Source organism: Brevundimonas vesicularis, assembly GCF_014204545.1.
GTDB lineage: Bacteria > Pseudomonadota > Alphaproteobacteria > Caulobacterales > Caulobacteraceae > Brevundimonas > Brevundimonas vesicularis_B.
On sequence record NZ_JACHLJ010000002.1, the window covers coordinates 576,648 to 596,454 of the forward strand.

Sequence of the window (19,807 nt, forward strand, 5' to 3'; positions counted from 1 at the left end):
CGGCCTCAGGCCATCGCGGGCATGATGTAGTGGTAGCCTGAAAGCTTCCCAAGCTTTTCGTGCGGGTTCGATTCCCGCTGCCCGCTCCAGCCGTTGACGAAGGCGCGACGTCGCCGCCGCGCCTTCCTTCCCTTCTCAGTTCGCCGCTTCGACCGTCACGCCGCGCTTTTGCAGGATGGCCTGGACGCTGTCGTCGCCGGTCAGGTGGGCGGCGCCCACGGCGATGAAGGCGGTGCCGGAACCTTCGAGCAGGGTCTGGATCTGGTTGGCCCAGTCGGTGTTCCGATCCACCAGAATGGCCTGATAGAGGGCAGGCGAAGCCTCCTTCATTTCCATGATGGTGACGCGGTCCAACGTGGCCACGTCGCCACGGGCCCAGGCCTCGACCATTTCATCCAGCTTGGTGGCGGCGTTCTCGAAGTCCTTCAGCGTCTCGCGCAGGAAGACCAGTTGCACGTCGTCGGGCAGGCCGGCCAGGATGCCGATCTGTTTGTCGATGGTCTCGAAGCCGTGGATCGGCTTGCCCGCCGCCTCGGCCCGCGCCTTCAGCACCAGCTCGACGCCGGACTTGGGATCGTAGCCGGCCTTGATCAGCGGCGCGACCGACAGGCTGAGCGCCGCGAGCCAGGGCTTCATCGGCTGAAGCTGGGCGGCGGAGGCGCCCATGGCCTGGGCGGCCGCGTCCAGTTCGGCGTTTTCTTCCGGCGTCAGGCGGCTGGACAGAGGCGTCTCGGGCGACAGGCCGTGCTGCTGGATCAGGGGCATGATGGCGGCCTGGTCATCGGGATTGCTGATCTCGAACCAGATGTCCGAGGCGCTGTTGAAGGCGGCCTCGACGCGGGGGCTGGACCAGCCGATCGTCGGGCGAAGAACATGGACCGAGCCGAACAGATACAGGGTCGAGTCCGCATCCTTGACCACCCACAGGGCGGGGCCTTCGCCCTGGATCGGCGCAGGGACGGCCGGCGCGGCGGTCTGGGCCAAGGCGTCGGCCGGGACGCCGGCGATGGCGACGAACAACGCCAGGCCGCCGGCGACGCCCACGGCCCCACGCGCCACGCTGGAAACAGACGACAGAAGGCGATCAGTGAAGGTCATGAGAGGTCTCGTTGTTGTCGAAAATGAAAGAGAAGCAGGACGGATCAGGCCAGGCCCCGACGCACGCCGATCCACATGGAGCAGCCCAGATAGAGCGCCATCAGGACAGCGTAGATGTCCCAGGCCGTAATGGCGGGCGCGGCGCCCAGACGCTCGGCGGCGGCCCAGAGGAACAAGACCAGCTGGCCCGCAAAGAAGGTGACCGCCGCCGCCTCGATCACAGCCCGACGCACGAGTTCGTCGGCCTGGCGATAGACGCGCACATTCATCACCGTGTGGAGCACCAGCAGAAGGCCGATGGCGCCCAGGCCAAGCACGGGATTGACGCCCGCCAGGCTGAGGACGACCGGCAGGGTCAGGATGACACCGGAAAAGCCTATGACCAGCGCCTGAAACCGGGCCAGAGCCGTCTCATCCGGCGAGGCGGGACCATCCAGATTATACATCCGGCCGAGGCGGTCGGCGTTCAGGCTGACATACAGCGCCCACAGCGATCCCGCGGCCAGGGCCAGGCCGACCAGCGTCGCCAGGCCATCCGACCAGCGCAAGTTCATGTCGCTCGGTCCGAATCCGCCCGGCGCGATCCTGGCCAGCCAGGCCCCGACGCCGTAGCCGACCACCCCGAAGATGGCGCCGAAAACAAAGGCGCGAACCCAGCGCGGCCAGGATGCGGGAGAGAGGGTGGAGGACTTCATTTCGTCGGCTCCTGATCGTCCGAGAAGATGGATTCGATGGGCTGGCCGAAGACGCGGGCGATCTTGAAGGCCAGCGGCAGGGAGGGGTCGTAACGGCCGGTCTCCAGCGCGTTCACGGTCTGGCGCGACACGCCCAGATGTTCGGCCAGCTGCGCCTGGCTCCAGTCGCGCTCGGCGCGCAGGACCTTGAGACGATTATTCATGGCTCAGCCCCGCATCCGCGCCAGCCACCACCACACCCAGACGACGGTGTAGCCGATCAGCATGGGGGCGATCATCAAGGCGGCCCCGGCGGAGAGATAGTCGATGGGCGAGCCGCCCGATCCGATCTGGCGCGCGATGATATCGCGCCAAGGCCCGGCCGAGGACAGGATCACGCCGACGCCGCTGACGCACATGCCCGCCGTGCCGCCCCAGTACCAGGCCGCCTTGTGCGCCTCACGCGCGGCCTCGTCGATCACGCGCATCCATTCGGCGCCGATCCACAGAGAGCCGGCCATGATGGCGGCGGCGAAGACAGCGGTCACGATCAGCTCGCCCATCTCGGGTGCGATCCATCCTGAGCTGGAGGCGTAGCCGACCGCGATGCCGCCCAGGAGGGCGAACAGCAGGCCGCCGCCGAACGTGATCACCGTCGCCTTGATTACCGGCCGCCACTTGCGCATCAGTCAACACCCCTTGTCCTATTGACAAGTTACATTGACATTACAGCTCCAGCACTGTCAAGCGCCCTTTCCACGAAAAGGCGCGCTACTCGACCTTGGCGGCGGCGATCAGTTCGGGACGGGCGATGGCGCGGGGCGCGGTTTCAACCGGCGTCAAATCCGGCAAGGCCTTGCCCTCGTGATCGACCTGCAGGTCCTCGAACCGGCGCGCGGAGACCATGACCTGGCTCTCAAGCGAACCGACGAACTGATTGTACTTGCCGACCGCCGTATCCAGCGCCCGTCCGACGGCTGAGGCATGACCGCCCATGACCGATAGCCGCTTGTAGAGCTCGCGCCCCAGGGCGGCGACCTTGTCGGCGTTGGCCGCCTGTTCTTCCGCCCGCCAGCCATAGGCGACGGCCTTGCACAGGGCGAACAGGGTCGAGGGGGTGACGATGACGACGCGCGACGCCATCGCCTGGGTCATCAGGTCCGGCTCGTGGTCCAGGGCGGTGACCAGGAAGGCGTCGCCGGGCACGAACAGGACGACGAAATCCGGGCTGGGCTTGAACTGGTCCTGATAGGCCTTGGACGACAGCTGGCGCACGTGGGTCTTCAGGCTGGCGGCGGTGCGCAGGCCGACCGAACGGGCGCGCGCCTCTTCGTCGCCGTCGCCCTCGTCGAAGGCCAGCGGGACCTTGGCGTCGATCACAAACATGCCGCCGCCGGGCAGGCGGACGATGAAGTCAGGCCGGTTCTGACGGCCCTCGTCGTCGGCGCTGGACGTCTGCTCGGTGAAGTCGAACCGCCCCGCCATGCCGGCGGCCTCCAGAACGTTGCGGCAGGTCTGCTCGCCCCAGCGGCCGCGACGGCCCGTATTGCCGCGCAGGGCTTCGGTCAGCTTGCGCGCCTCGTCACGCGTGGCGGACGAGGCCGTCATCAGCTGGGCCAGCTGCTCGCGCAGACCCCCAGTCTCTTCGGACCGCGTCTTCTCCAGCGCGGCGACATGCTCCTGGAACTTGGTCAGGGTGTCGGCGACGGGTTTCAGTTGGGCGGCCATCCGCTCGCGCGCCAGCTGGTCCTGGGCGCGGAAGGTCTCGGTCGCGCGGCTGACCATGTGATCCGCCACGACCTGGGCCGACTGCGCCGCCTGAGCCTTGAGCAGTTCGCCCATGGTCACGCGGCTTTCCTCGACCAGATCGATGCGGGCCTCGGCCGCCGCCAGCGCGCCGCTCGTCCTCTGCCAACCCATATAGGCCCACAGAAAACCGCCCGCGAAGGCGGCGGCCAGCACAGCAAGGATTGGCGCAAGCATGTTCATGCTCCGTTCCTAACGAGAGTCGCCGTCAATGAGAAGCGCGCGCCTTCGGGACGCCGCTTGTCCGGAACGTCGCCGTTGCGATGACGTTGGTGTCTCAGCCATTTGCACGAAGGACGCGCCCATGACCCCCGAAAAGCCCCACCGACACGACACCGCCGCCGATGCGGTGCACGACGGCCGGCCGGTCGACGCCGAACTGGTGCGCAGCGGCCGCAAGAACCCGCGCATCGCCGTCATCCTGGCGGTTTCGACCCTCGCCGCCGCGGTGCTGCTGTTGGGACTTTGGTTCGTGACCAACGGCGCTTTCAACGCCAAGAACGCTGAGACGGGCCCGCAAGCCGCCGCCACCGAGACCCAGGCGTTCGCGGGCGACAGCCAGACCCCGCCCGCCGCCGACGCGCCGACGGATTCGACGGGCCGCGCCGTCGCCACACCCACAGGCGAAGCGCCGAACGTCAACGCCCCGACGGTTCCTTCGAACTAATTCGGTCAGGCCGGGCGGCGGGCGCGAAGGGCCTGAACGATGGTGCCGTCGTCCAGCCAGTCGAGTTCCCCGCCAACCGGCACCCCGCGCGCCAGCGAGGTGATCTCCACATCCGGTCCGGCGATCCGCTCGGCGACATAGTGGGCGGTCGTCTGGCCATCGACCGTGGCCGGCAGGGCCAGCACGACCTCGCGCACGCCCCCGCCCCTCACGCGCCCGACCAGTTCCGTGACCCGCAGATGCTCGGGTCCCACGCCATCCAGAGCGGACAGCAATCCGCCCAGCACATGGTATTTGCCGCGAAAGGCGCCGGATCGCTCCATCGCCCACAGGGCGCCGGCCTCCTCGACCACGCAGATCAGGCCATTGTCGCGCGATCCGTCCGAACAGATGGCGCAGGGGTCGCGCGTATCCGGCGCGCCGCAAACCGAGCACGAGACGACCTTTTCCGCCGTCTCAGCCAACGACGCCGCCAGCGGGACCAGCAACTGCTCGCGGCGCTTCAACAGCGCCAGCGCCGCACGCCGCGCCGAGCGCGGACCCAGGCCAGGCAGTTTGGCGAGAAGGGAGATCAGCCGTTCGATCTCCGGCCCGGCGGAGGCGGCCATCAGAACAGTTTCGGCATTCCGGGAATGTTCATCCCGGCCATGGGGCCTGCGGCCTCGCGCATCAGGGCGTTGTTCTGCTCATCCAGCTTGCGCTTGGCGTCGGCATGGGCGGCGACGATCAGATCGGCCAGGATCTCGCCCTCGCCCGGGCTCAGCAGACTGTCGTCGATCTTGATGGCCGTAATCTCGCCAGGGCCTTTGAGGGACACCGAGACGAGACCGCCGCCGGAAGAACCCTCGGCGATCGTTTCGGCCATCTTGGCCTGCGCGTCCTGCAGCTTTTGCTGCATCGCCTGGGCCTGCTGCATCAGTTGGGTCAGATCTTTCATGCCCTCTAGATAGGGCGAACGAAGCCTGGGCGACAGGGGGGGTTGTGCTCGGTGCGCGATATCGAAACCCAGCCTATCAGGATTGGCGCTTGCGGCTGTTTCAAAACACCCTAATTAGCACCTGTACTCGTTGCTATTTAAGTCAGGAACGCATTCCCATGGCCTATGACGCTACTCATCAACGCGACGTTCCGCTGTCGGACGCCGCCCTGTCGCAACTGTTCACCGAGGCGCGCACGCGCAACGGCTGGACCGACCGCCCCGTCGCGCCGGACCTGCTGCACAGGCTGTATGACCTGACCAAGTTCGGGCCCACGGCGGTCAACGGATCGCCCGCCCGCTTCGTCTTCGTCACCTCTCCCGAGGCCAAGGCGCGCCTGGTCCCGCTGATGAGCGAAGGCAATCGCGACAAGACGCAGCAGGCCCCGGTGACGGTGATCGTCGGTCAAGACATGGACTTCCACGACCATCTCGACGCCCTGTTCCCCCACGCGCCGGGCGCCAAGGCCTGGTTCGCAGACGAGGCCGGCCGGCGCGAGACCGCCTTCCGCAACGCCTCGCTGCAGGGCGGCTATCTGACCATCGCCGCCCGCGCCCTGGGTCTGGATGTCGGGCCGATGTCCGGCTTCGACGCCGTCGGCGTGAAGGCCGCGTTCTTCCCCGACAGCCATGTCGAGCCGAACTATATCCTCAACCTCGGCTATGGCTCGGACGAGAACCTTTTTCCGCGCTCTCCACGCCTGTCGTTCGACGAGGCCGCGCAAATCCTCTGAGCCGAGTCGTCGGCCAGAAATGAAGAAGGGCGGCCCGTCGGGCCGCCCTTTTGTCGTTCATCGCCAGAACGATCAGGTGTTGGGCGGCGCAGACGCCGTCGCGGCGGGCGGGGCCGCCGGGGTCGCCTGCGACGCGGCGGGGGCGCCGACGGCCGGGGTGGTGCCGGTCGCTTCGGTCGCCGCGGCGCCTTCGGTCACCGGGGCCTCGCCCGTTGCAGGCGCGCCGGCGGCTGGCGCGGCCGCGCCAGGCTGACGGGTGGGATCCGGCGCCGGGATTGCGAAGCCGCCCGAGCCCTGAGTGCGCAGCCAGGCGATCAGATTGATGCGCGTCTGGGTGTCGCGGATGCCGGCGAAGGACATCTTGGTGCCTGGCACATATTTGGCCGGGGCCGTGATGAAGCTGTTGATCTGGTCATAGCCCCAGGTCGGCGCCTCGGCCTTATGCTTGGCCATGGCGTCGGAATAGGCAAAGCCCGGACGGTGCATGACCGGCCCACCGACCACGCCCCACAGATTCGGACCGATCTTGTCGGCACCGCCCTGGTGCGCGTCATGGCAGGCCTGGCAACGCGCGAAGGCGGCCTCGCCGGCGGCCAGATCGGCGGTCGGCAGCACCGTGCCCCAGTCGGGCGCCAGTTCGGCGGCTTCACCGCCGGCGGCTTCTTCCGGCGCATCGACGAAATAGCCCATCTTTTCGGGGGCTTCCGAATGATAGACGAGGCCCGAGGCCTGCTGGACGACCAGGATGACGAACGCCGTCCCCAGAGCCGCGCCGAAAATCTTGTTCCACTTAAGATCGCCGCTCATACGCCTGGTCGTTTCCCTCTGCCGGCCGGGCCCCTCGAAAACACGCCCCGGACATAATCTTGCTTTGGCGTCTCTGGCACGGTAGCGCCGCCTTCGCAACCGGCCCAACGCGCGACGGGCCAGACAGGCGTCAGGGAAGTCGATGAATCCGTTGATAATGATACCGGCTCGCATGGCCGCGACCCGTCTGCCGAACAAGCCGTTGGCCCTGATCGGCGACACGCCGATGATCGTGCGCGCCTATCGCCAGGCCGAGGCCTCGGGCCTGCCGGTCGTGGTCGCCGCCGGCGATCCCGAGATCGTCGAGGCGGTGGAAGCCGCAGGCGGCCGCGCCGTCCTGACCGACCCGGCTCTGCCCTCGGGCTCGGACCGCATTCGCGCCGCCGTGGACGCCATCGACCCCGAGGGCGATTTCGACGCCGTCATCAACGTTCAAGGCGACATGCCCTTCGCCAGCCCCGGTCTGGCCGTCGCCTGCGCCGCCATTCTGCACGGCGAGCCGACCTGCGACATCGCCACCCTGGTCGCCGCCGAGGCCGAGGCATCGGACCGGACCAATCCCGATGTGGTCAAGGCGGTGCTGGCCCTGGGCGAAGGCGAACGCCAGGCGCGCGCCCTCTATTTCACCCGTTCGACCCTGTATGGCGACGCCCCCGTCTGGCGCCATATCGGCGTCTATGGCTATCGCCGCGAGGCGCTGAACCGCTTCTGTGCCGCGCCGCCGTCGCCGCTGGAGAAGCGCGAGAAGCTGGAGCAGCTGCGTGCGCTCGAGATGGGCATGCAGATCTGGGCCGCCGTCATCGACGAAGCCCCCCTGTCCGTCGACAATCCCGCCGACCTGGAGGCGGCGCGGGCGCTGGTCTAACGCCGGAATTGCACCCAGCGAAAATGGTGCAATGGCGTGCAATTTCAGCGGATATAACTGATTTACCTAGGAATAATTTCGACCGAATTGCACGGGTGCAATTTCTTTTGCGACGCTGGTCGCGCGACGATGTCAAAGACCCGTCGGCATTATAGGCCGGGTCGGGACCCTGTATGGCAAACGGTCGATGCGGAGCCGTAAACCCTTGAAACGGCGCGGTTTCGTTTGTCCAAGTGGGATGGAGACGGATTTCTCCCTCCCCGCTTCGGGGAGGGTGACCGAGCGGAGCGAGGTCGGGTGGGGGTGGCAAGGCGACGTCCCAGGGACCTGTCTCTAATCAAACAGGTGCGGCCCTGCCGGGCCGTCCCCACCCGGTCGCTGCGCGACCACCCTCCCCCGCTGGGGAGGGAGAGACAGTCGTCAGGCCTCCTCGACCCAGGCCTTGATCAGGCTGTGGGCGATGGCGAAGGGCGGCGGGGCCTGAATGCTGGCGTGATCGCCCGCCAGCACGGCGCGCGCCTCGGCCCGCGTCAGCCAGGCGACCGCTTCCAGTTCCGTCTGGTCCGGTTGCGCCTGATCGTCCGACACCTCTGCGATCAGCCCGATCATCAGTTGCGACGGGAAGGGCCAGGGCTGGCTGGAGTGATAGGCCGTGGCGATCACGGTCAGGCCGGCCTCTTCTTTCACCTCGCGGGCGCAGGCCTCCTCGATGGATTCGCCCGGTTCCAGGAAACCGGCCAGGGCCGACATCCGCCCGGCAGGCCAGGCCGCCTGACGGCCCAGCAGGCAGATGGGCTCGGCCCCGCCCTTATAAACCGGCAGCATGATGGTGACCGGATCGACGCGCGGGAAATGTTCGGCGCCGCAGGCCGGGCAGATCCGCTTCCAGCCGCCCGACGCCGTCTCGCTCAGCGTGCCGCAGTTGGCGCAGAAGCCGTGTTTGCGTCGCCAGTCGAACAGGCTCTTGGCCCCGCCCGCGATCGCCGCATCCGCCGCCGGCAGGATCGCCGCCGCCGCGCGCATCTCTTGAAAGGCGCCCAGCCCGGCCAGCGGCCCGTCGGTCGGATCGATGGAGCCTTCGAACTCGATGGCGAAGACGGGTTCGTCGTTCCACAGGCCCAGAAACGCCTCGCGATCGCGCACCAGAGCGCGCGCATGGCGCATCTGCAGCCACGCCAGCCTCGGCCCCTCGCCCGTCTCCTCGATCAGCGGCCGCCCTTCCCAGAGCGCCAGGGCCTGGGCGTAGGACTTGGCGGCCTGCTCGGCCAGCCAGTCGGGATCATTCCTCAGGTCGCCGGCCCGATCGAGCGGATTGCCGGCAAAGGTGTTCTGATGGGCCATGCGGCCTTGTAACTCTTGATTCCAACCGCCGCACCCGTCATATCTCCGCTTGGAGATCGCGGGCGAAGGTTTCGCCAATCTGGTCAGGGCCGGAAGGCAGCAGCCACAACGAATTCCCCTTCGGGTCGCGGTCTCTACTTCCTCACATCTTTAGTGCGCTATCGCTCGCCGCGCGGCGGCTCGCTGCTTGAGCGCGTCTGGTGCGCCCATTCCTTCTCTCCACGGGGGAAGGCTGATGGGAATCGCTTCTTCCCGCCCCTCAGCCGCTGTAAGACGTCTTTCCATGACGGACAGCGATACGAATCTCGACGGCCCGCCTTGGGAAGAGGACGACGTCGCCCCGCGCGACGAGAACACCGACGACATGTTCGGCGCGCCGGCCGCAGCGGCGCCCGAGCCGGTCGTTGCGCCCGCCGCCGCCCCGGTCACCAAGCCCGCCCGCGCCGAAGTCGCGCCCCACGTCGATGACGGCGCCGCCTATCAGGTGCTGGCGCGCAAGTATCGGCCGCGCACCTTCGAAGATCTGATCGGTCAGGAGGCGATGGTGCGCACCCTGACCAACGCCTTCGCCACGGGCCGGATCGCCCACGCCTTCATGCTGACGGGCGTGCGCGGCGTCGGCAAGACGACCACCGCTCGCCTTTTGGCCCGCGCCCTGAACAACGAAACCGACGTCATCGACAAGCCGTCGCTGACCCTGACCGCCCACGGCCGGCACGACGCCGCCATCATGGCCGGCCAGCATATGGATGTGATGGAGATGGACGCGGCGTCGCACACCGGCGTCAACGACATTCGCGACATCCTGGAAAGCGTCCGCTATGCGCCCGTCGAGGCGCGCTACAAGGTCTATGTGCTGGACGAGGTCCACATGCTGTCGACGCAGGCGTTCAACGCCCTGCTGAAGACGCTGGAAGAGCCGCCGCCCCACGCCAAATTCATCTTCGCCACCACCGAGATCCGCAAGGTGCCGGTGACGATCCTGAGCCGGTGCCAGCGCTTCGACCTGCGTCGGGTCGAGCCGGAAATCCTGGTCGAGCACCTGGGCCGGATCGCCGACCGCGAAGGCATGAAGATCGAGAACGACGCCCTCGCATTGATCTCACGCGCGGCCGAGGGGTCGGTGCGCGACGGCCTGTCGCTGCTGGACCAGGCCCTGGTGCAGGCTGAGCGCGGCGAGACGGTCAAGACCGAGACGGTGCGCGACATGTTGGGTCTGGCCGACCGCACCCAGACCATCGCCCTGTTCGAAAGCGTCATGGCCGGCCGCACGCCCGAGGCGCTGGAGAGTTTCCGCACCCTCTATGGCTTCGGCGCCGATCCGGTGCAGGTGACCAACGACCTGCTAGAACATTGCCACGCCGCCTCGGTCGCCAAGATGCTGGGCCCGAACGCGACGCGCCTGCCCAATGATCAAGCCCAGAAGCTGGCGGCCCTGGGCGCGGCCATTCCGGCCGCGACCCTGTCGCGGACCTGGCAGATGCTGCTGAAGGCGCTGGACGAGGTGCGGCGCGCGCCCAATCCGGCCGATTCGGTCGAGATGGCCATCGTGCGCCTGGCCTACGCCGCCGACCTGCCGGGGCCGGAGGAGGCGCTGAAGCGGCTGCAGTCCGGCGAACCGATTGGAGGCGGCTCGGCCCCGCGTGGCGGCGGTGGCGGCGGCGGAAGCCACGCCAGTACGGGGGCGCAGCTGGCCGCTCGCCCCGTCATGGCCCCCGCCCTGCCCGATCCGCAAACCTTCGAACAGGTCGTCGCCCTGATCGGCGAGAAGCGCGAGGTCGGGCTTCAGATGGATGTGGAGCGGTATGTGAAGCCGGTCTCGTTCAAGCCCGGCGCCATTGTCTATGAAAGCGTCCAGGGCGCGCCCATCGAACTGGCCCGCAAGCTGTCGGCGCGCCTGCGCGAATGGACCGGCCGCACCTGGCTTATCGCCGCCAACGGCCAGGGCGGCGCCGAGACGGTCATCGAAATCCAGAAAAAGGCCCGCGCCGCCGAACGCGCCGAGGTCGAGGCCAATCCCTTTGTCCAGGCGGTGCTCCAGGCCTTCCCCGGCGCCAAGCTGGGCGAGATCAAGACCATCGCCCCGACCGTGGTCACCCCGGAAATCCCCGACGTGGTCGAGGACGACGACGAGGACTGAGGTTGCGGTCTACCGCGGTGCGCGCTTGGCCAGGATGCGTTGCAGGGTGCGGCGGTGCATGCCCAGGCGGCGCGCTGTCTCCGAGACATTGTGGTCGCAAAGCTCATAGACGCGCTGGATATGCTCCCAGCGCACGCGGTCGGCGCTCATCGGGTTTTCGGGCGGCTCGGGCGAATCGCCGGTGGCGAGCAGGGCCTTGACCACGTCGTCGGCGTCGGCGGGCTTGGACAGATAGTCGACGGCGCCGGCCTTGACCGCCGCGACCGCCGTGGCGATGGCGCCGTAGCCGGTCACCATGACGATGCGGGCGTCCTCGCGCTTTTCGCGCACCGCTTCGACGATCTTCAGGCCGTTGCCATCCTCAAGCCGCATGTCCAGCACGGCGAAGGCCGGGGCCTTGTCGCGCAGCAGCTGCATCGCCTCAGCAACGGATTCAGCGGTCGTCACCTGAAAGCCGCGCGCCTCCAGCGCCCGCCCCATCCGGGTGCGCAGGGCCTGGTCGTCGTCCAGCAGCAGCAGGGACTTGTCGGGCAGGGCGGCGATGCGGGATTCGAGTTCTGACATGCGTTTCTCTCCTGCCGCTTCAAGTCGGGACGGGTAGCGCGCGGGTCAAGGCCAAGGTTCCGCCTGCGACGCTTGGACCCAATCGCCTCATGACGCGACCTCCAACGCCGGCCGCGCCCAGCGCACCGCCACGCGCGCGCCGCGTGCCGAGCCCTTGGCCTCCGATTGCGGCAGGCCCTGCCCCACGCTGACAGAGCCGCCTGTCCGTTCCAGCAGGGTGCGGGCGATGAAGAAGCCCAGGCCCATGCCGCCCTGACTGGGGGCGATGGGCGGCTCGACCGTTGCGCGGGGTTTGGACGGACGGGCGGCGGCGGCGATCTGGGCGGCCAGGGCCTGGCGCGCCTTGCCCTGCGGCCGACTGGTCACATAGGGCTCGCCCAGCCGGGGCAGGATGTCGCCTGCGAAGCCCGGACCATCGTCCAGAATCTCGATCTCGATCCAGCCGGCGTCCACCACCGCCTGGACCCGTACCGTCGTCTTGGCGAAATCGGCCGCGTTCTCGACCAGGGTGGACAGGCCGTGGATCACCTCTGGCATCCGGCGCACGCGCGGCGCGGGCTGACCCGGCGGCGTCTTGACCAGCACATCAAAGGCCAGGTCGAAGCCCCGATGCGGCTCCACCACCTCTTCCAGCAGGGCCTTCAGCGAGACGTCGGCATACAGGGCGTCGTCGCCCTCGGGCTGTTGCGACAACTGGGTCAGGATGCCCCGGCACCGTTCGGCCTGTTGCAGGATCAGGGTTGCGTCCTCGGCCGCGTCGCTGTCGGGAGCCGAGGCGCGCTGAAGCTCCTTGGCCACCACCTGAATGGTCGCCAGCGGCGTGCCGAGCTCATGCGCCGCCGCCGCCGCCAGCCCGCCCAGCGCCGCCAGCCTCTGTTCGCGTTGGAGCACGTCCTGAGTGGTCGCCAGAGCCAGTTCCAGCTTCTCCGCATCGGCCGCCACCCGCCAGGCATAGCCGGCGGTGAAGACCACGCCGGTCACCAGGGCCATGGCCATGCCGAGACGATAAAGCGTCGGCAGGTGGAAGTTCTCATGCGGCCGCCAGGGCAATGGCTCGGACCAAAAGAACAGCACCCCGACCGCGATCAGCGCCAACACGCCCAGCATCAGGGCCTGACGCGCCGGCAGGGCCGCCGCCGCGATAGTCACGGGCGCGACCAGCAGCAAGCAGAACGGATTCTCCAGCCCGCCCGTCAGACCCAGCAACACGCCCAGCTGGAAGATGTCGAAGCCCAGATGGATCGCCGTCGTGCGCCCGTCGGGCAAGCTGGCCTCCAGCCGGCGCACCCGCCCCATGGCCCCCACATTCACCGCCGCGCTGATCGCGATAACGATCAGGCACGGCCAGAGCGGCAGGGGAAAATGCAGCCCCTGATGCGCCGTCAGGATCGCCGCGCTCTGGCCGATGATGGTCAGCCAGCGCAGAACGATCAGGGTCCGCAGCGAAAACCCCCGTCCGCGACGCGGCGCATCGCTCCAGCCGTTCAAGGGCTCCGAGGAGGATGCGCCGTGCGGCGCCATGCGGGCTTCTGTCGAGGTCACACGCCTTCTATAGACCGATCACATCCGTTTCGTGAGAGGCCGTCATGCCGCGTCGTTCCATCCTGCTGTTCGCGGGCGCCTGCATCGCCATCGCCGTGGCGCTCGCCATCATCACAGTCGTGGTGGTCAGCGGTCGTGCGCCCACATCGGACGGCGCCGAGGTGACGTCGACCGGTCAGCCTCTCGTCGGCGGCGACTTTAAACTGGTCAATCAGGATGGGCAGCCCGTCGATCAGACGATGCTGAACGGCAAATGGAGCCTGGTCTTCTTCGGCTTCACCTACTGTCCCGAGTTCTGCCCGACCACTCTCGCTGAGCTGGGCGCGGTGCAGCAGCGGCTGGGCGACAAGGCGGACAATCTGCAGATCGTCTTCGTCAGCGTCGATCCCGAACGCGACACGCCCCAGGCGCTGAAGGACTATCTGTCGTCCGACGGCTTTCCCAAGGGGACCATCGGCCTGACGGGCACGCCCGAGCAGGTGGCGACCGCCGCCAAGGCCTACCGCGCCTTCTATCAGAAGGTCGGCGAGGGCGAGGGCTATACGATGAACCACTCCCTGACCGTCTATCTGATGGGGCCGGACGGCAAGTTCCGCACCGCCGTCGCCTATGGAATGGGGCCGGACAAGACGACCAGGATCATCGAACAGGCGATGGCGCGGGGTTAGCGGCGACCCCATAATCCTTTTGCAGGGTGATGCATTATATGTTGCCCTGCACAAACGGCGCTCGGCCGTATCGGATCGTCATGCTCTACGCCTTTCACGAACTCGCCTACCAGTCGGCCCTGCCGTTCCGGGTCGGCGCGCAACTGGCCCGCAGCTTCTGGACCTCGCCGTTCAACCCGGCGGCCGACACCGCCATCGGCCGCACGGCCTACGCCTCGGCCGAACTGTTCGAGAGCGTGACGCGGCGCTACGGCAAGCCAGCCTGGAAGCTGGAAACCATCGACATCGGCGGCAAGCCGGTGCGCACCACCGAACAGGTGATCTGGCAGAGCCCGTGGTGCCGCCTGGTCCGCTTCGCCCGCAACATCGGCGACCTGAAGCGCGCCAAGAAGCCCGCCTCCGGCCCGGCAGTCCTGATTGTGGCGCCGCTGTCGGGCCACTACGCCACCCTGCTGCGCGGTACGGTCGAGGCTTTCCTTCAGGACCACGACGTCTATGTCACCGACTGGGTCAACGCCCGCCAGGTGCCGATGCTTGAGGGCCGGTTCGACTTCTTCGACTACATCGACCACGTCCGGCTGATGCTGGCCGAGATCGGCGGCCGCGCCCACGTCGTCGGCGTGTGCCAGCCCGGCCCGCCCGTTCTGGCCGCCGGCGCGGTGATGGCTGAGGACGGGGACGAAAACCGTCCCCTGTCGATGACCTTCATGGGGTCGCCCATCGACGCGCGCCTGTCGCCGACCGTCACCAACCAGTTGGCCGAGGAAAAGCCCTTCACCTGGTTCAAGTCGAACATGATCCACACCGTGCCCCTGCCCTATGCGGGCTTCGGGCGGCGCGTCTATCCGGGCTTCGTCCAGCTCTACAGCTTCATGTCGATGAACGAGGATCGCCACCGCGACGCCCACTGGAACTATTTCACCAGTCTGATCGCTGGCGACGGCGACGGGGTCGAGAAGCACGAGGAATTCTACGACGATTATCTGTCGGTGCTGGACCTGACCGAAGAATTCTACCTCCAGACCATCGACATCGTCTTCCAGCAGCATCTGCTGGCGCGGGGGCTGTTGGAGCATCGCGGGCGCAAGGTCGATCTGTCCAGGATCACCGACATCGGCCTGATGACCGTCGAAGGCGAGAAGGACGACATCTCCGGCGTCGGCCAGACCCAGGCCGCGCACGGCCTGTGCCCCAATATCCCCGAGGATCGCCGCGTCCTCTACGTCCAGCCGGGCGTGGGCCATTACGGCGTGTTCAACGGCCGGCGCTTCCGCGACGAGATCTATCCCCGCGTGCGCGATTTCATCGCCCAGAACGAGGCCGCCGGTGGCGTATCGCAACGGTCAGCGGCTGCCGCTTGACGAAAGCGGGGCCGGCGCTGGTCCCGTCCTCAGGCTTTCGGTCAATCCACGCGCGCGACGTCTGTCGGTGCGGATCGACGCGCGCGCTGGCGAGGCCGTGGTCATCGCCCCGAGCGAGCGCGGCCTGGGCCAGGCCGTCGCCTTCGCCCGATCCAAGGCCGTGTGGATCAGCGAACGCCTGGCCGTCCGCCCCAAGAGCCGCCCGCTGGAACCGGGCCAGGTCATCTCCCTGCGCGGTAGGCTCGTGCGGCTTGAGGCCGTGCCCGGCGCGGGCGCCGCGCGCCTGGTCGAGGACGGGACGATCATCCGCTCAGGCGGCGAGGGCGAGGCCTATGCTCGCCGGGTCGAGAACCTGTTGAAGCGCGAGGCGCGTGATACGCTGCTGGAACGCACCGACCACCATCTGCGCGCCCTGGGCCAGGGCCCGGTCAAGATGGGCATCGCCGACACCCGGTCGCGCTGGGGTTCGTGCAGCCCGCACAACCGCACCATCCGCTATTCCTGGCGCGTCATCATGGCCCCGCCCCCGGTCATCGACTACCTCGCCGCCCACGAGGTCGCCCACCTGGTCCACGCCGACCACAGCCCGGCCTACTGGTCCGTGGTCGAACGGCTGGTCGGGGATCACAAGCCTTGGCGCAAATGGCTGAAGGATTACGGCGGCGCGCTGCACGCCGTGGGGCGGTAGGCGGAAACCCCGGCGGTCGGGCGCGTTTCAGCATGGCTCGTCCACTCAGGAACGCCCCATGAAAACGATGATCACCCTGTCGATCGCGCTCGGCCTCGCGGTCGCCGCCGCCTCGTCCGCCAGCGCCCAGTCGCAGGCCACGATGAACGCCAACGCCGCTCAGGAACTGCAGCGCGCCGATCGGGCGCTGAACAGCCAGTACACGACGACGATGGCACGGCTGTCACCCGCAAGCCGCACCCTGTTGCGCACCGCTCAACGCACCTGGATCAGCTTCCGCGATCAGCAATGCCGTTTCGAGGCGTCCGGCGTTCAGGGCGGTTCCGCCTATCCGATGGTGCATTCGACCTGCCTCGCGCGTCTGACGACGGAGCGGACGCGACAGTTGCGGACCCTCAGCCAATGTCAGGAAGGCGACCTGTCCTGCCCCCGCTGACCCACGTCTGAAATGCAGAGGGAGGCGACCGCCGGGTCGCCTCCCTTTTTTACGCGCCGTTGGCGTCGCGATCAGAAGAAGAGGGCGTCGCCCTTGCGTTCCGGCGCCGGGCGGCCTTCGGGCTGCTGCGGGTTCGGCGCATCGCGATAGCCGCCCTTGGGAGACGCGGGACTGGACGGCTGCGGCGACGGCGGCTGCATCGGCGCCTGGTCGTCCGGGACATAGGGCTCTCCTGCCAGGGGATCGACGGGTTCGATGGGCAGGCCGTTCTGGTCCAGCCCGCTCATCAGATCGCCGATCGGATCGGGCGCGACCCAGCCTTCGGGCATGGGCGGACCGTTGGGGATGGCGGGGGCGTCCAGGCGCGGCAGGGCCGCCTCCATGAAGCCCTTCCAGATGGCGGCCGGCGACGAGCCGCCGGTCACGCCGCGCATGGCGGTGTTGTCGTCCTTGCCGACCCAGACGGCGGTGACGAAGCCGCCGGTATAGCCGACGAACCAGGCGTCCTTGTAGTCCGAGGTCGTGCCGGTCTTGCCCGCCAGATCCCGGCCCGAGATCGCCGCCGACCGGCCCGAGCCGCTGGTCACGACGCCGCGCAGCATCTGGTTCATGTAGTACAGCGACGGATTATTGATCGCCTGACCGCTCTGACCCGATTGGCGCTGATAGATGACGCGGCCCTGGGGCGTGCGGATGCGGCTGATGCCATAGGCGTCGACACGGCGGCCGCCGTTAGCGAAGGCGTCATAGGCGGTGGCCATTTCGATCGGCGAGACCTCGACCGCGCCCAGCGCCATCGCCGGCTCCAGACCGATGCGGCTTTCAATGCCCAGACGCCGCGCGGCGCGGGCCACGCTGTCGCGCCCGACCTGATCGGCGACATAGGCCGCCACCGTATTGGTCGACTGGGCCACGGCCTGAGCCAGGGTCATGTTTCCGCTGAAGGTGCCGGAATAGTTGCGGGGCGACCAGTTGCCGATGGTGATCGGCTGATCGACCACCGGGGTCTGGGGCGTGTAGCCGGCCTCGACCGCCGCCAGATAGACGAAGGGTTTGAAGGCCGAACCCGCCTGGCGCTTGGCGTCGACGGCGCGGTTGAACTGGCTGTCGGCATAGGAGGAGCCGCCGATCATGGCCCGCACCCGGCCGTCGCCGTCCAGCGCGACCAAGGCCGCCTGCTGCACGCCCTTGCCGGCGTCACGATCCAGAATGCGGCGCACCGACCGCTCGGCCGCCGTCTGCAGCGTCAGGTCCAGCGTCGTCTCGACCACCATGTCCTCGGTCGGTTCGCCGACCAGGCTGCGGATCGACTTGTCCAGCCAGTCGATGAAATACTGGGCGTGCTGGGTCGCGAGCGTTCGCGAGACGATGACCGGCTGGGTCACGGCCTGTTCGCGCTGGGCCGCGGTGATGACGCCGGCCTCTTCCATCTCGTTCAGCACGACGGTGGCGCGGGCGGCGGCGCGCTCGCTCTCGGACACGGGCGAATAGCGCGACGGGGCCTTCAGCAGGCCCGCCAGAAGCGCGGCCTCGCCGACCGTCAGGTTCTTGGCCGACTTGTCGAAATAGCGCTGCGACGCCGCCTCGATCCCATAGGCCCCGGCGCCGAAATAGACCCGGTTCAGATACAGGGCCAGGATCTCCTTCTTGGAGAATTTCATCTCCAGCCAGACGGCCAGCATCAGCTCCTGCACCTTGCGGCGCATGTTCTGGTCGGGCGTCAGGAACAGGTTCTTGGCCAGTTGTTGCGTCAGGGTCGAACCGCCCTGCACCACCCGCCCGGCGCGGACGTTGGTCGCCATCGCCCGCATCATGCCGATGGGGTCGAAGCCGGGGTGGTGATAGAAGCGCCGGTCCTCGATCGCGATGAAGGCGGCAGGCACATAGTCCGGCAGGGCGTCCAGATCGGCGGGCGGCGCCATCTGGGTGCCTCGCGTCGCGATCAGCGCCCCATTGCGATCCAGATAGGTGATCGAGGGCTGGCGATCGACCTGATACAGGCTGGAAGTGTCCGGCAGGCCGCGCGCGAAGACGGCGAAGAAGACGACCAGGAAGATCAGCCCCCAGACCGCCAGCACGGCGCTCCAATAGAACAACCGTCCCAGGGCCGACCGGCGGGGCTTGCCCTGCGCCTGTGGTCCGCCCGCATTCACCGGTCCCGCCATGTCCGTCCTTCAGATGCCGCCCTGGGCGAGTTTTCGTTCATCGGCTGTGTATCGCGTCTGAACGCCCGCCGAAACGGTCCCGCTGACTTCACGGGATCGTGAGCGGCTATTTCGCCGAAAGAAAGGCGCGCCGGGCCAGCCAAACGCCGGTTTCAGCCCCGTCGTATTCGACGGTCATACCCACGTCGCGGACGGATGGGTCACGGCGCCTATTTCGCCAGGAAGGCGTCCAGATCGGCGTAGAAGGCCTGGGGCTGGTCGAACATGATGAAGTGGGCGCTGTCGTCGATCCGCTTCAGCTGGGCGTCCTTCAGATTGGCGAACGACATCCGATAGATGCTGTCGGTGATCTGGGGCGTCATGCGCGGATCGTTGAACTTGGCGTACACCACCTCGGTCGGGGCGGTGATCTTGGCCAGTTCGGGACGCAGGTCCGTCGTGATCAGCTCGCGGAAGGCGGCGGCCGAGACCTTCTGGTCGCTTTCGCGCATGTCTTCCAGCGCCTCGGCGCGGCGGCTTTCGGTGTTGATCATGCCGTTGATGCTGGTGGTCGCCTGGGCGACATAGGCCTCGCGCGGGCTGGTGGCCTGGGCGGCCCAAATCTGGTCCGCGACCGGGGTCACGCTTTCGGCCGAGGCGCCGGGCGCGGCGAACATCGCGCCCATGAAGGGGATCATGTCCACGACCATCAGCTTGCCGACCGCATCAGGATGGCGCGCGGCCAGCATCATGCCGATGGTGCCGCCCATCGAATGGCCGACGACGACCAGCTTGGTCAGGCCCTTCTCACGGATGTAGCGGGCGATCTCTTCGGCGACCGGCGCAGCGACGGGCGACGGCGTCGCACCTTGCGCATTGCCCTCGGCCGGCGCGCCGGCGAAGCCCTGGACGTGGATGCGGTGTATGCGCCAACCCGAGCCCAGATGATCCACCGTCCCCTGCCAGACCTCCGGCGAGGAGCTGAGGCCAGGGATCAGGATGATGTCGCGACCATCCATGTCGCCGTCGACGCGAACGTGGATGCGGTCGGACTGAAAGTCGGCATGCGAGTGTCCGTGGGCGTGACCCGCCTCCGCATGGGCGCCATGCCCGTCCTGCGCCAGGGCGGCCGGTGAGACACATAGCAGGGCCGCGGCCGCTGCGGCGCCGACGGTGCGGTTCAGAATGGATGCGATGGTCATGATCAAACTCCCCTTTGACGTCCGCTTATGCCGCACCAACTTTGATATGTAAAGTTCTCTGTCAGGTGATATGAGACAGGCGCCGCGCGGCTCT

General features: G+C 67.8%; 21 protein-coding genes, 1 tRNA gene and 1 other RNA gene. 10 read left to right on the top strand and 13 right to left on the bottom strand.

Features of this window, described 5'->3' with window-relative positions:
* Nucleotides 1-15: 15 nt before the first annotated feature.
* A tRNA-Gly gene (locus tag HNP47_RS10970) sits at nt 16-89 on the top strand.
* Nucleotides 90-135: 46 nt separating this feature from the next.
* On the opposite strand, the gene HNP47_RS10975 is transcribed toward HNP47_RS10970, so the two are convergent.
* The 5 genes from HNP47_RS10975 to HNP47_RS10995 all read right to left on the bottom strand — a co-directional run bounded on the left by HNP47_RS10975 (nt 136) and on the right by HNP47_RS10995 (nt 3,761).
* Nucleotides 136-1,098, bottom strand: coding sequence for a TraB/GumN family protein (locus HNP47_RS10975; protein ID WP_184279580.1), 963 nt, complete (start codon nt 1,096-1,098; stop codon nt 136-138).
* A gap of 44 nt (nt 1,099-1,142) precedes the next feature.
* Nucleotides 1,143-1,793, bottom strand: a complete 651-nt coding sequence (locus HNP47_RS10980) for a hypothetical protein (protein WP_184279581.1) — start codon at nt 1,791-1,793, stop codon at nt 1,143-1,145.
* Nucleotides 1,790-1,996 (bottom strand): helix-turn-helix transcriptional regulator, encoded by a 207-nt coding sequence (locus tag HNP47_RS10985; RefSeq protein ID WP_039244055.1) that lies wholly within the window; start codon nt 1,994-1,996, stop codon nt 1,790-1,792. The genes HNP47_RS10980 and HNP47_RS10985 overlap by 4 nt, the downstream gene beginning before the upstream one ends.
* Nucleotides 1,997-1,999: 3 nt before the next feature.
* Nucleotides 2,000-2,458, bottom strand: a complete 459-nt coding sequence (locus tag HNP47_RS10990; RefSeq protein WP_184279582.1) for a hypothetical protein — start codon at nt 2,456-2,458, stop codon at nt 2,000-2,002.
* Between the two features lie 85 nt (nt 2,459-2,543).
* Nucleotides 2,544-3,761 carry a DNA recombination protein RmuC gene (locus HNP47_RS10995; RefSeq protein WP_184279583.1) on the bottom strand — a complete coding sequence of 406 codons (1,218 nt, stop codon included), beginning with the start codon at nt 3,759-3,761 and terminating at the stop codon, nt 2,544-2,546.
* A gap of 121 nt (nt 3,762-3,882) precedes the next feature.
* On the opposite strand from HNP47_RS10995, the gene HNP47_RS11000 reads away from it, so the two are divergent.
* Nucleotides 3,883-4,245 (top strand): hypothetical protein, encoded by a 363-nt coding sequence (locus HNP47_RS11000; protein WP_184279584.1) that lies wholly within the window; start codon nt 3,883-3,885, stop codon nt 4,243-4,245.
* Nucleotides 4,246-4,250: 5 nt separating this feature from the next.
* On the opposite strand, the gene recR is transcribed toward HNP47_RS11000, so the two are convergent.
* Both recR and HNP47_RS11010 read right to left on the bottom strand, forming a co-directional pair.
* Nucleotides 4,251-4,853, bottom strand: a complete 603-nt coding sequence (gene recR, locus HNP47_RS11005; protein WP_091751010.1) for a recombination mediator RecR — start codon at nt 4,851-4,853, stop codon at nt 4,251-4,253.
* Nucleotides 4,853-5,182: a YbaB/EbfC family nucleoid-associated protein gene (locus HNP47_RS11010; protein ID WP_039244052.1), complete on the bottom strand. Its 330-nt coding sequence runs from the start codon at nt 5,180-5,182 to the stop codon at nt 4,853-4,855. The genes recR and HNP47_RS11010 overlap by 1 nt, the downstream gene beginning before the upstream one ends.
* 158 nt (nt 5,183-5,340) lie before the next feature.
* Here HNP47_RS11010 and HNP47_RS11015 point away from each other — a divergent pair, with 158 nt between their 5' ends.
* The gene (locus HNP47_RS11015) at nt 5,341-5,955 is read left to right on the top strand and encodes a malonic semialdehyde reductase (RefSeq protein ID WP_184279585.1); all 615 of its coding nucleotides are present in this window, start codon (nt 5,341-5,343) and stop codon (nt 5,953-5,955) included.
* A gap of 72 nt (nt 5,956-6,027) precedes the next feature.
* Here the strand turns inward: HNP47_RS11015 and HNP47_RS11020 are convergent, their stop codons facing one another.
* Nucleotides 6,028-6,762, bottom strand: a complete 735-nt coding sequence (locus HNP47_RS11020; protein WP_184279586.1) for a cytochrome c family protein — start codon at nt 6,760-6,762, stop codon at nt 6,028-6,030.
* Between the two features lie 142 nt (nt 6,763-6,904).
* Here HNP47_RS11020 and HNP47_RS11025 point away from each other — a divergent pair, with 142 nt between their 5' ends.
* The gene (locus tag HNP47_RS11025; protein ID WP_184279587.1) at nt 6,905-7,627 is read left to right on the top strand and encodes a 3-deoxy-manno-octulosonate cytidylyltransferase; all 723 of its coding nucleotides are present in this window, start codon (nt 6,905-6,907) and stop codon (nt 7,625-7,627) included.
* A gap of 420 nt (nt 7,628-8,047) precedes the next feature.
* On the opposite strand, the gene nudC is transcribed toward HNP47_RS11025, so the two are convergent.
* Nucleotides 8,048-8,968, bottom strand: coding sequence for an NAD(+) diphosphatase (gene nudC / locus HNP47_RS11030; protein ID WP_184279588.1), 921 nt, complete (start codon nt 8,966-8,968; stop codon nt 8,048-8,050).
* Between the two features lie 47 nt (nt 8,969-9,015).
* Here nudC and ffs point away from each other — a divergent pair.
* Both ffs and HNP47_RS11040 read left to right on the top strand, forming a co-directional pair.
* An RNA gene (gene ffs, locus HNP47_RS11035) (signal recognition particle sRNA small type) lies at nt 9,016-9,111 on the top strand.
* A 140-nt stretch (nt 9,112-9,251) separates the two neighbouring features.
* On the top strand, nt 9,252-11,108 hold the full coding sequence (locus HNP47_RS11040; RefSeq protein ID WP_184279589.1) for a DNA polymerase III subunit gamma/tau: 1,857 nt from the start codon (nt 9,252-9,254) through the stop codon (nt 11,106-11,108).
* Between the two features lie 9 nt (nt 11,109-11,117).
* On the opposite strand, the gene HNP47_RS11045 is transcribed toward HNP47_RS11040, so the two are convergent.
* On the bottom strand, nt 11,118-11,672 hold the full coding sequence (locus HNP47_RS11045; RefSeq protein ID WP_184279590.1) for an ActR/PrrA/RegA family redox response regulator transcription factor: 555 nt from the start codon (nt 11,670-11,672) through the stop codon (nt 11,118-11,120).
* An 87-nt stretch (nt 11,673-11,759) separates the two neighbouring features.
* A complete protein-coding gene (locus HNP47_RS11050; protein WP_311770070.1) occupies nt 11,760-13,214 on the bottom strand; it encodes an ActS/PrrB/RegB family redox-sensitive histidine kinase in 1,455 nt (484 codons plus the stop codon).
* A 44-nt stretch (nt 13,215-13,258) separates the two neighbouring features.
* On the opposite strand from HNP47_RS11050, the gene HNP47_RS11055 reads away from it, so the two are divergent.
* From HNP47_RS11055 to HNP47_RS11070, 4 genes are all read left to right on the top strand, one after another.
* Nucleotides 13,259-13,882 carry an SCO family protein gene (locus HNP47_RS11055; protein ID WP_184279591.1) on the top strand — a complete coding sequence of 208 codons (624 nt, stop codon included), beginning with the start codon at nt 13,259-13,261 and terminating at the stop codon, nt 13,880-13,882.
* Nucleotides 13,883-13,962: 80 nt separating this feature from the next.
* Complete coding sequence (locus HNP47_RS11060; protein WP_184279592.1) at nt 13,963-15,243, top strand: polyhydroxyalkanoate depolymerase; 1,281 nt, start codon at nt 13,963-13,965, stop codon at nt 15,241-15,243.
* On the top strand, nt 15,209-15,931 hold the full coding sequence (locus HNP47_RS11065; RefSeq protein ID WP_184279593.1) for a M48 family metallopeptidase: 723 nt from the start codon (nt 15,209-15,211) through the stop codon (nt 15,929-15,931). Before HNP47_RS11060 ends, HNP47_RS11065 begins: the two co-directional genes overlap by 35 nt.
* Nucleotides 15,932-15,989: 58 nt before the next feature.
* Complete coding sequence (locus HNP47_RS11070; RefSeq protein WP_221415074.1) at nt 15,990-16,367, top strand: lysozyme inhibitor LprI family protein; 378 nt, start codon at nt 15,990-15,992, stop codon at nt 16,365-16,367.
* 71 nt (nt 16,368-16,438) lie between these two features.
* Here the strand turns inward: HNP47_RS11070 and HNP47_RS11075 are convergent, their stop codons facing one another.
* The gene (locus tag HNP47_RS11075) at nt 16,439-18,532 is read right to left on the bottom strand and encodes a transglycosylase domain-containing protein (RefSeq protein ID WP_184279594.1); all 2,094 of its coding nucleotides are present in this window, start codon (nt 18,530-18,532) and stop codon (nt 16,439-16,441) included.
* Between the two features lie 209 nt (nt 18,533-18,741).
* Entirely contained in the window at nt 18,742-19,713 is a 972-nt protein-coding gene (locus HNP47_RS11080) for an alpha/beta fold hydrolase (protein WP_184279595.1), read from the bottom strand.
* Nucleotides 19,714-19,807: the final 94 nt, after the last annotated feature.

Excerpts from the sequence above, each read along its gene's own strand:
- HNP47_RS10975 (WP_184279580.1), bottom strand. The coding sequence starts at position 1,098 with ATGACCTTCACTGATCGCCTTCTGTCGTCTGTTTCCAGCGTGGCGCGT.
- HNP47_RS10980 (WP_184279581.1), bottom strand. The coding sequence starts at position 1,793 with ATGAAGTCCTCCACCCTCTCTCCCGCATCCTGGCCGCGCTGGGTTCGC.
- HNP47_RS10985 (WP_039244055.1), bottom strand. The coding sequence starts at position 1,996 with ATGAATAATCGTCTCAAGGTCCTGCGCGCCGAGCGCGACTGGAGCCAG.
- HNP47_RS10990 (WP_184279582.1), bottom strand. The coding sequence starts at position 2,458 with ATGCGCAAGTGGCGGCCGGTAATCAAGGCGACGGTGATCACGTTCGGC.
- HNP47_RS10995 (WP_184279583.1), bottom strand. The coding sequence starts at position 3,761 with ATGAACATGCTTGCGCCAATCCTTGCTGTGCTGGCCGCCGCCTTCGCG.
- HNP47_RS11000 (WP_184279584.1), top strand. The coding sequence starts at position 3,883 with ATGACCCCCGAAAAGCCCCACCGACACGACACCGCCGCCGATGCGGTG.
- recR (WP_091751010.1), bottom strand. The coding sequence starts at position 4,853 with ATGGCCGCCTCCGCCGGGCCGGAGATCGAACGGCTGATCTCCCTTCTC.
- HNP47_RS11010 (WP_039244052.1), bottom strand. The coding sequence starts at position 5,182 with ATGAAAGATCTGACCCAACTGATGCAGCAGGCCCAGGCGATGCAGCAA.
- HNP47_RS11015 (WP_184279585.1), top strand. The coding sequence starts at position 5,341 with ATGGCCTATGACGCTACTCATCAACGCGACGTTCCGCTGTCGGACGCC.
- HNP47_RS11020 (WP_184279586.1), bottom strand. The coding sequence starts at position 6,762 with ATGAGCGGCGATCTTAAGTGGAACAAGATTTTCGGCGCGGCTCTGGGG.
- HNP47_RS11025 (WP_184279587.1), top strand. The coding sequence starts at position 6,905 with ATGAATCCGTTGATAATGATACCGGCTCGCATGGCCGCGACCCGTCTG.
- nudC (WP_184279588.1), bottom strand. The coding sequence starts at position 8,968 with ATGGCCCATCAGAACACCTTTGCCGGCAATCCGCTCGATCGGGCCGGC.
- HNP47_RS11040 (WP_184279589.1), top strand. The coding sequence starts at position 9,252 with ATGACGGACAGCGATACGAATCTCGACGGCCCGCCTTGGGAAGAGGAC.
- HNP47_RS11045 (WP_184279590.1), bottom strand. The coding sequence starts at position 11,672 with ATGTCAGAACTCGAATCCCGCATCGCCGCCCTGCCCGACAAGTCCCTG.
- HNP47_RS11055 (WP_184279591.1), top strand. The coding sequence starts at position 13,259 with ATGCCGCGTCGTTCCATCCTGCTGTTCGCGGGCGCCTGCATCGCCATC.
- HNP47_RS11060 (WP_184279592.1), top strand. The coding sequence starts at position 13,963 with ATGCTCTACGCCTTTCACGAACTCGCCTACCAGTCGGCCCTGCCGTTC.
- HNP47_RS11070 (WP_221415074.1), top strand. The coding sequence starts at position 15,990 with ATGAAAACGATGATCACCCTGTCGATCGCGCTCGGCCTCGCGGTCGCC.
- HNP47_RS11075 (WP_184279594.1), bottom strand. The coding sequence starts at position 18,532 with ATGGCGGGACCGGTGAATGCGGGCGGACCACAGGCGCAGGGCAAGCCC.
- HNP47_RS11080 (WP_184279595.1), bottom strand. The coding sequence starts at position 19,713 with ATGACCATCGCATCCATTCTGAACCGCACCGTCGGCGCCGCAGCGGCC.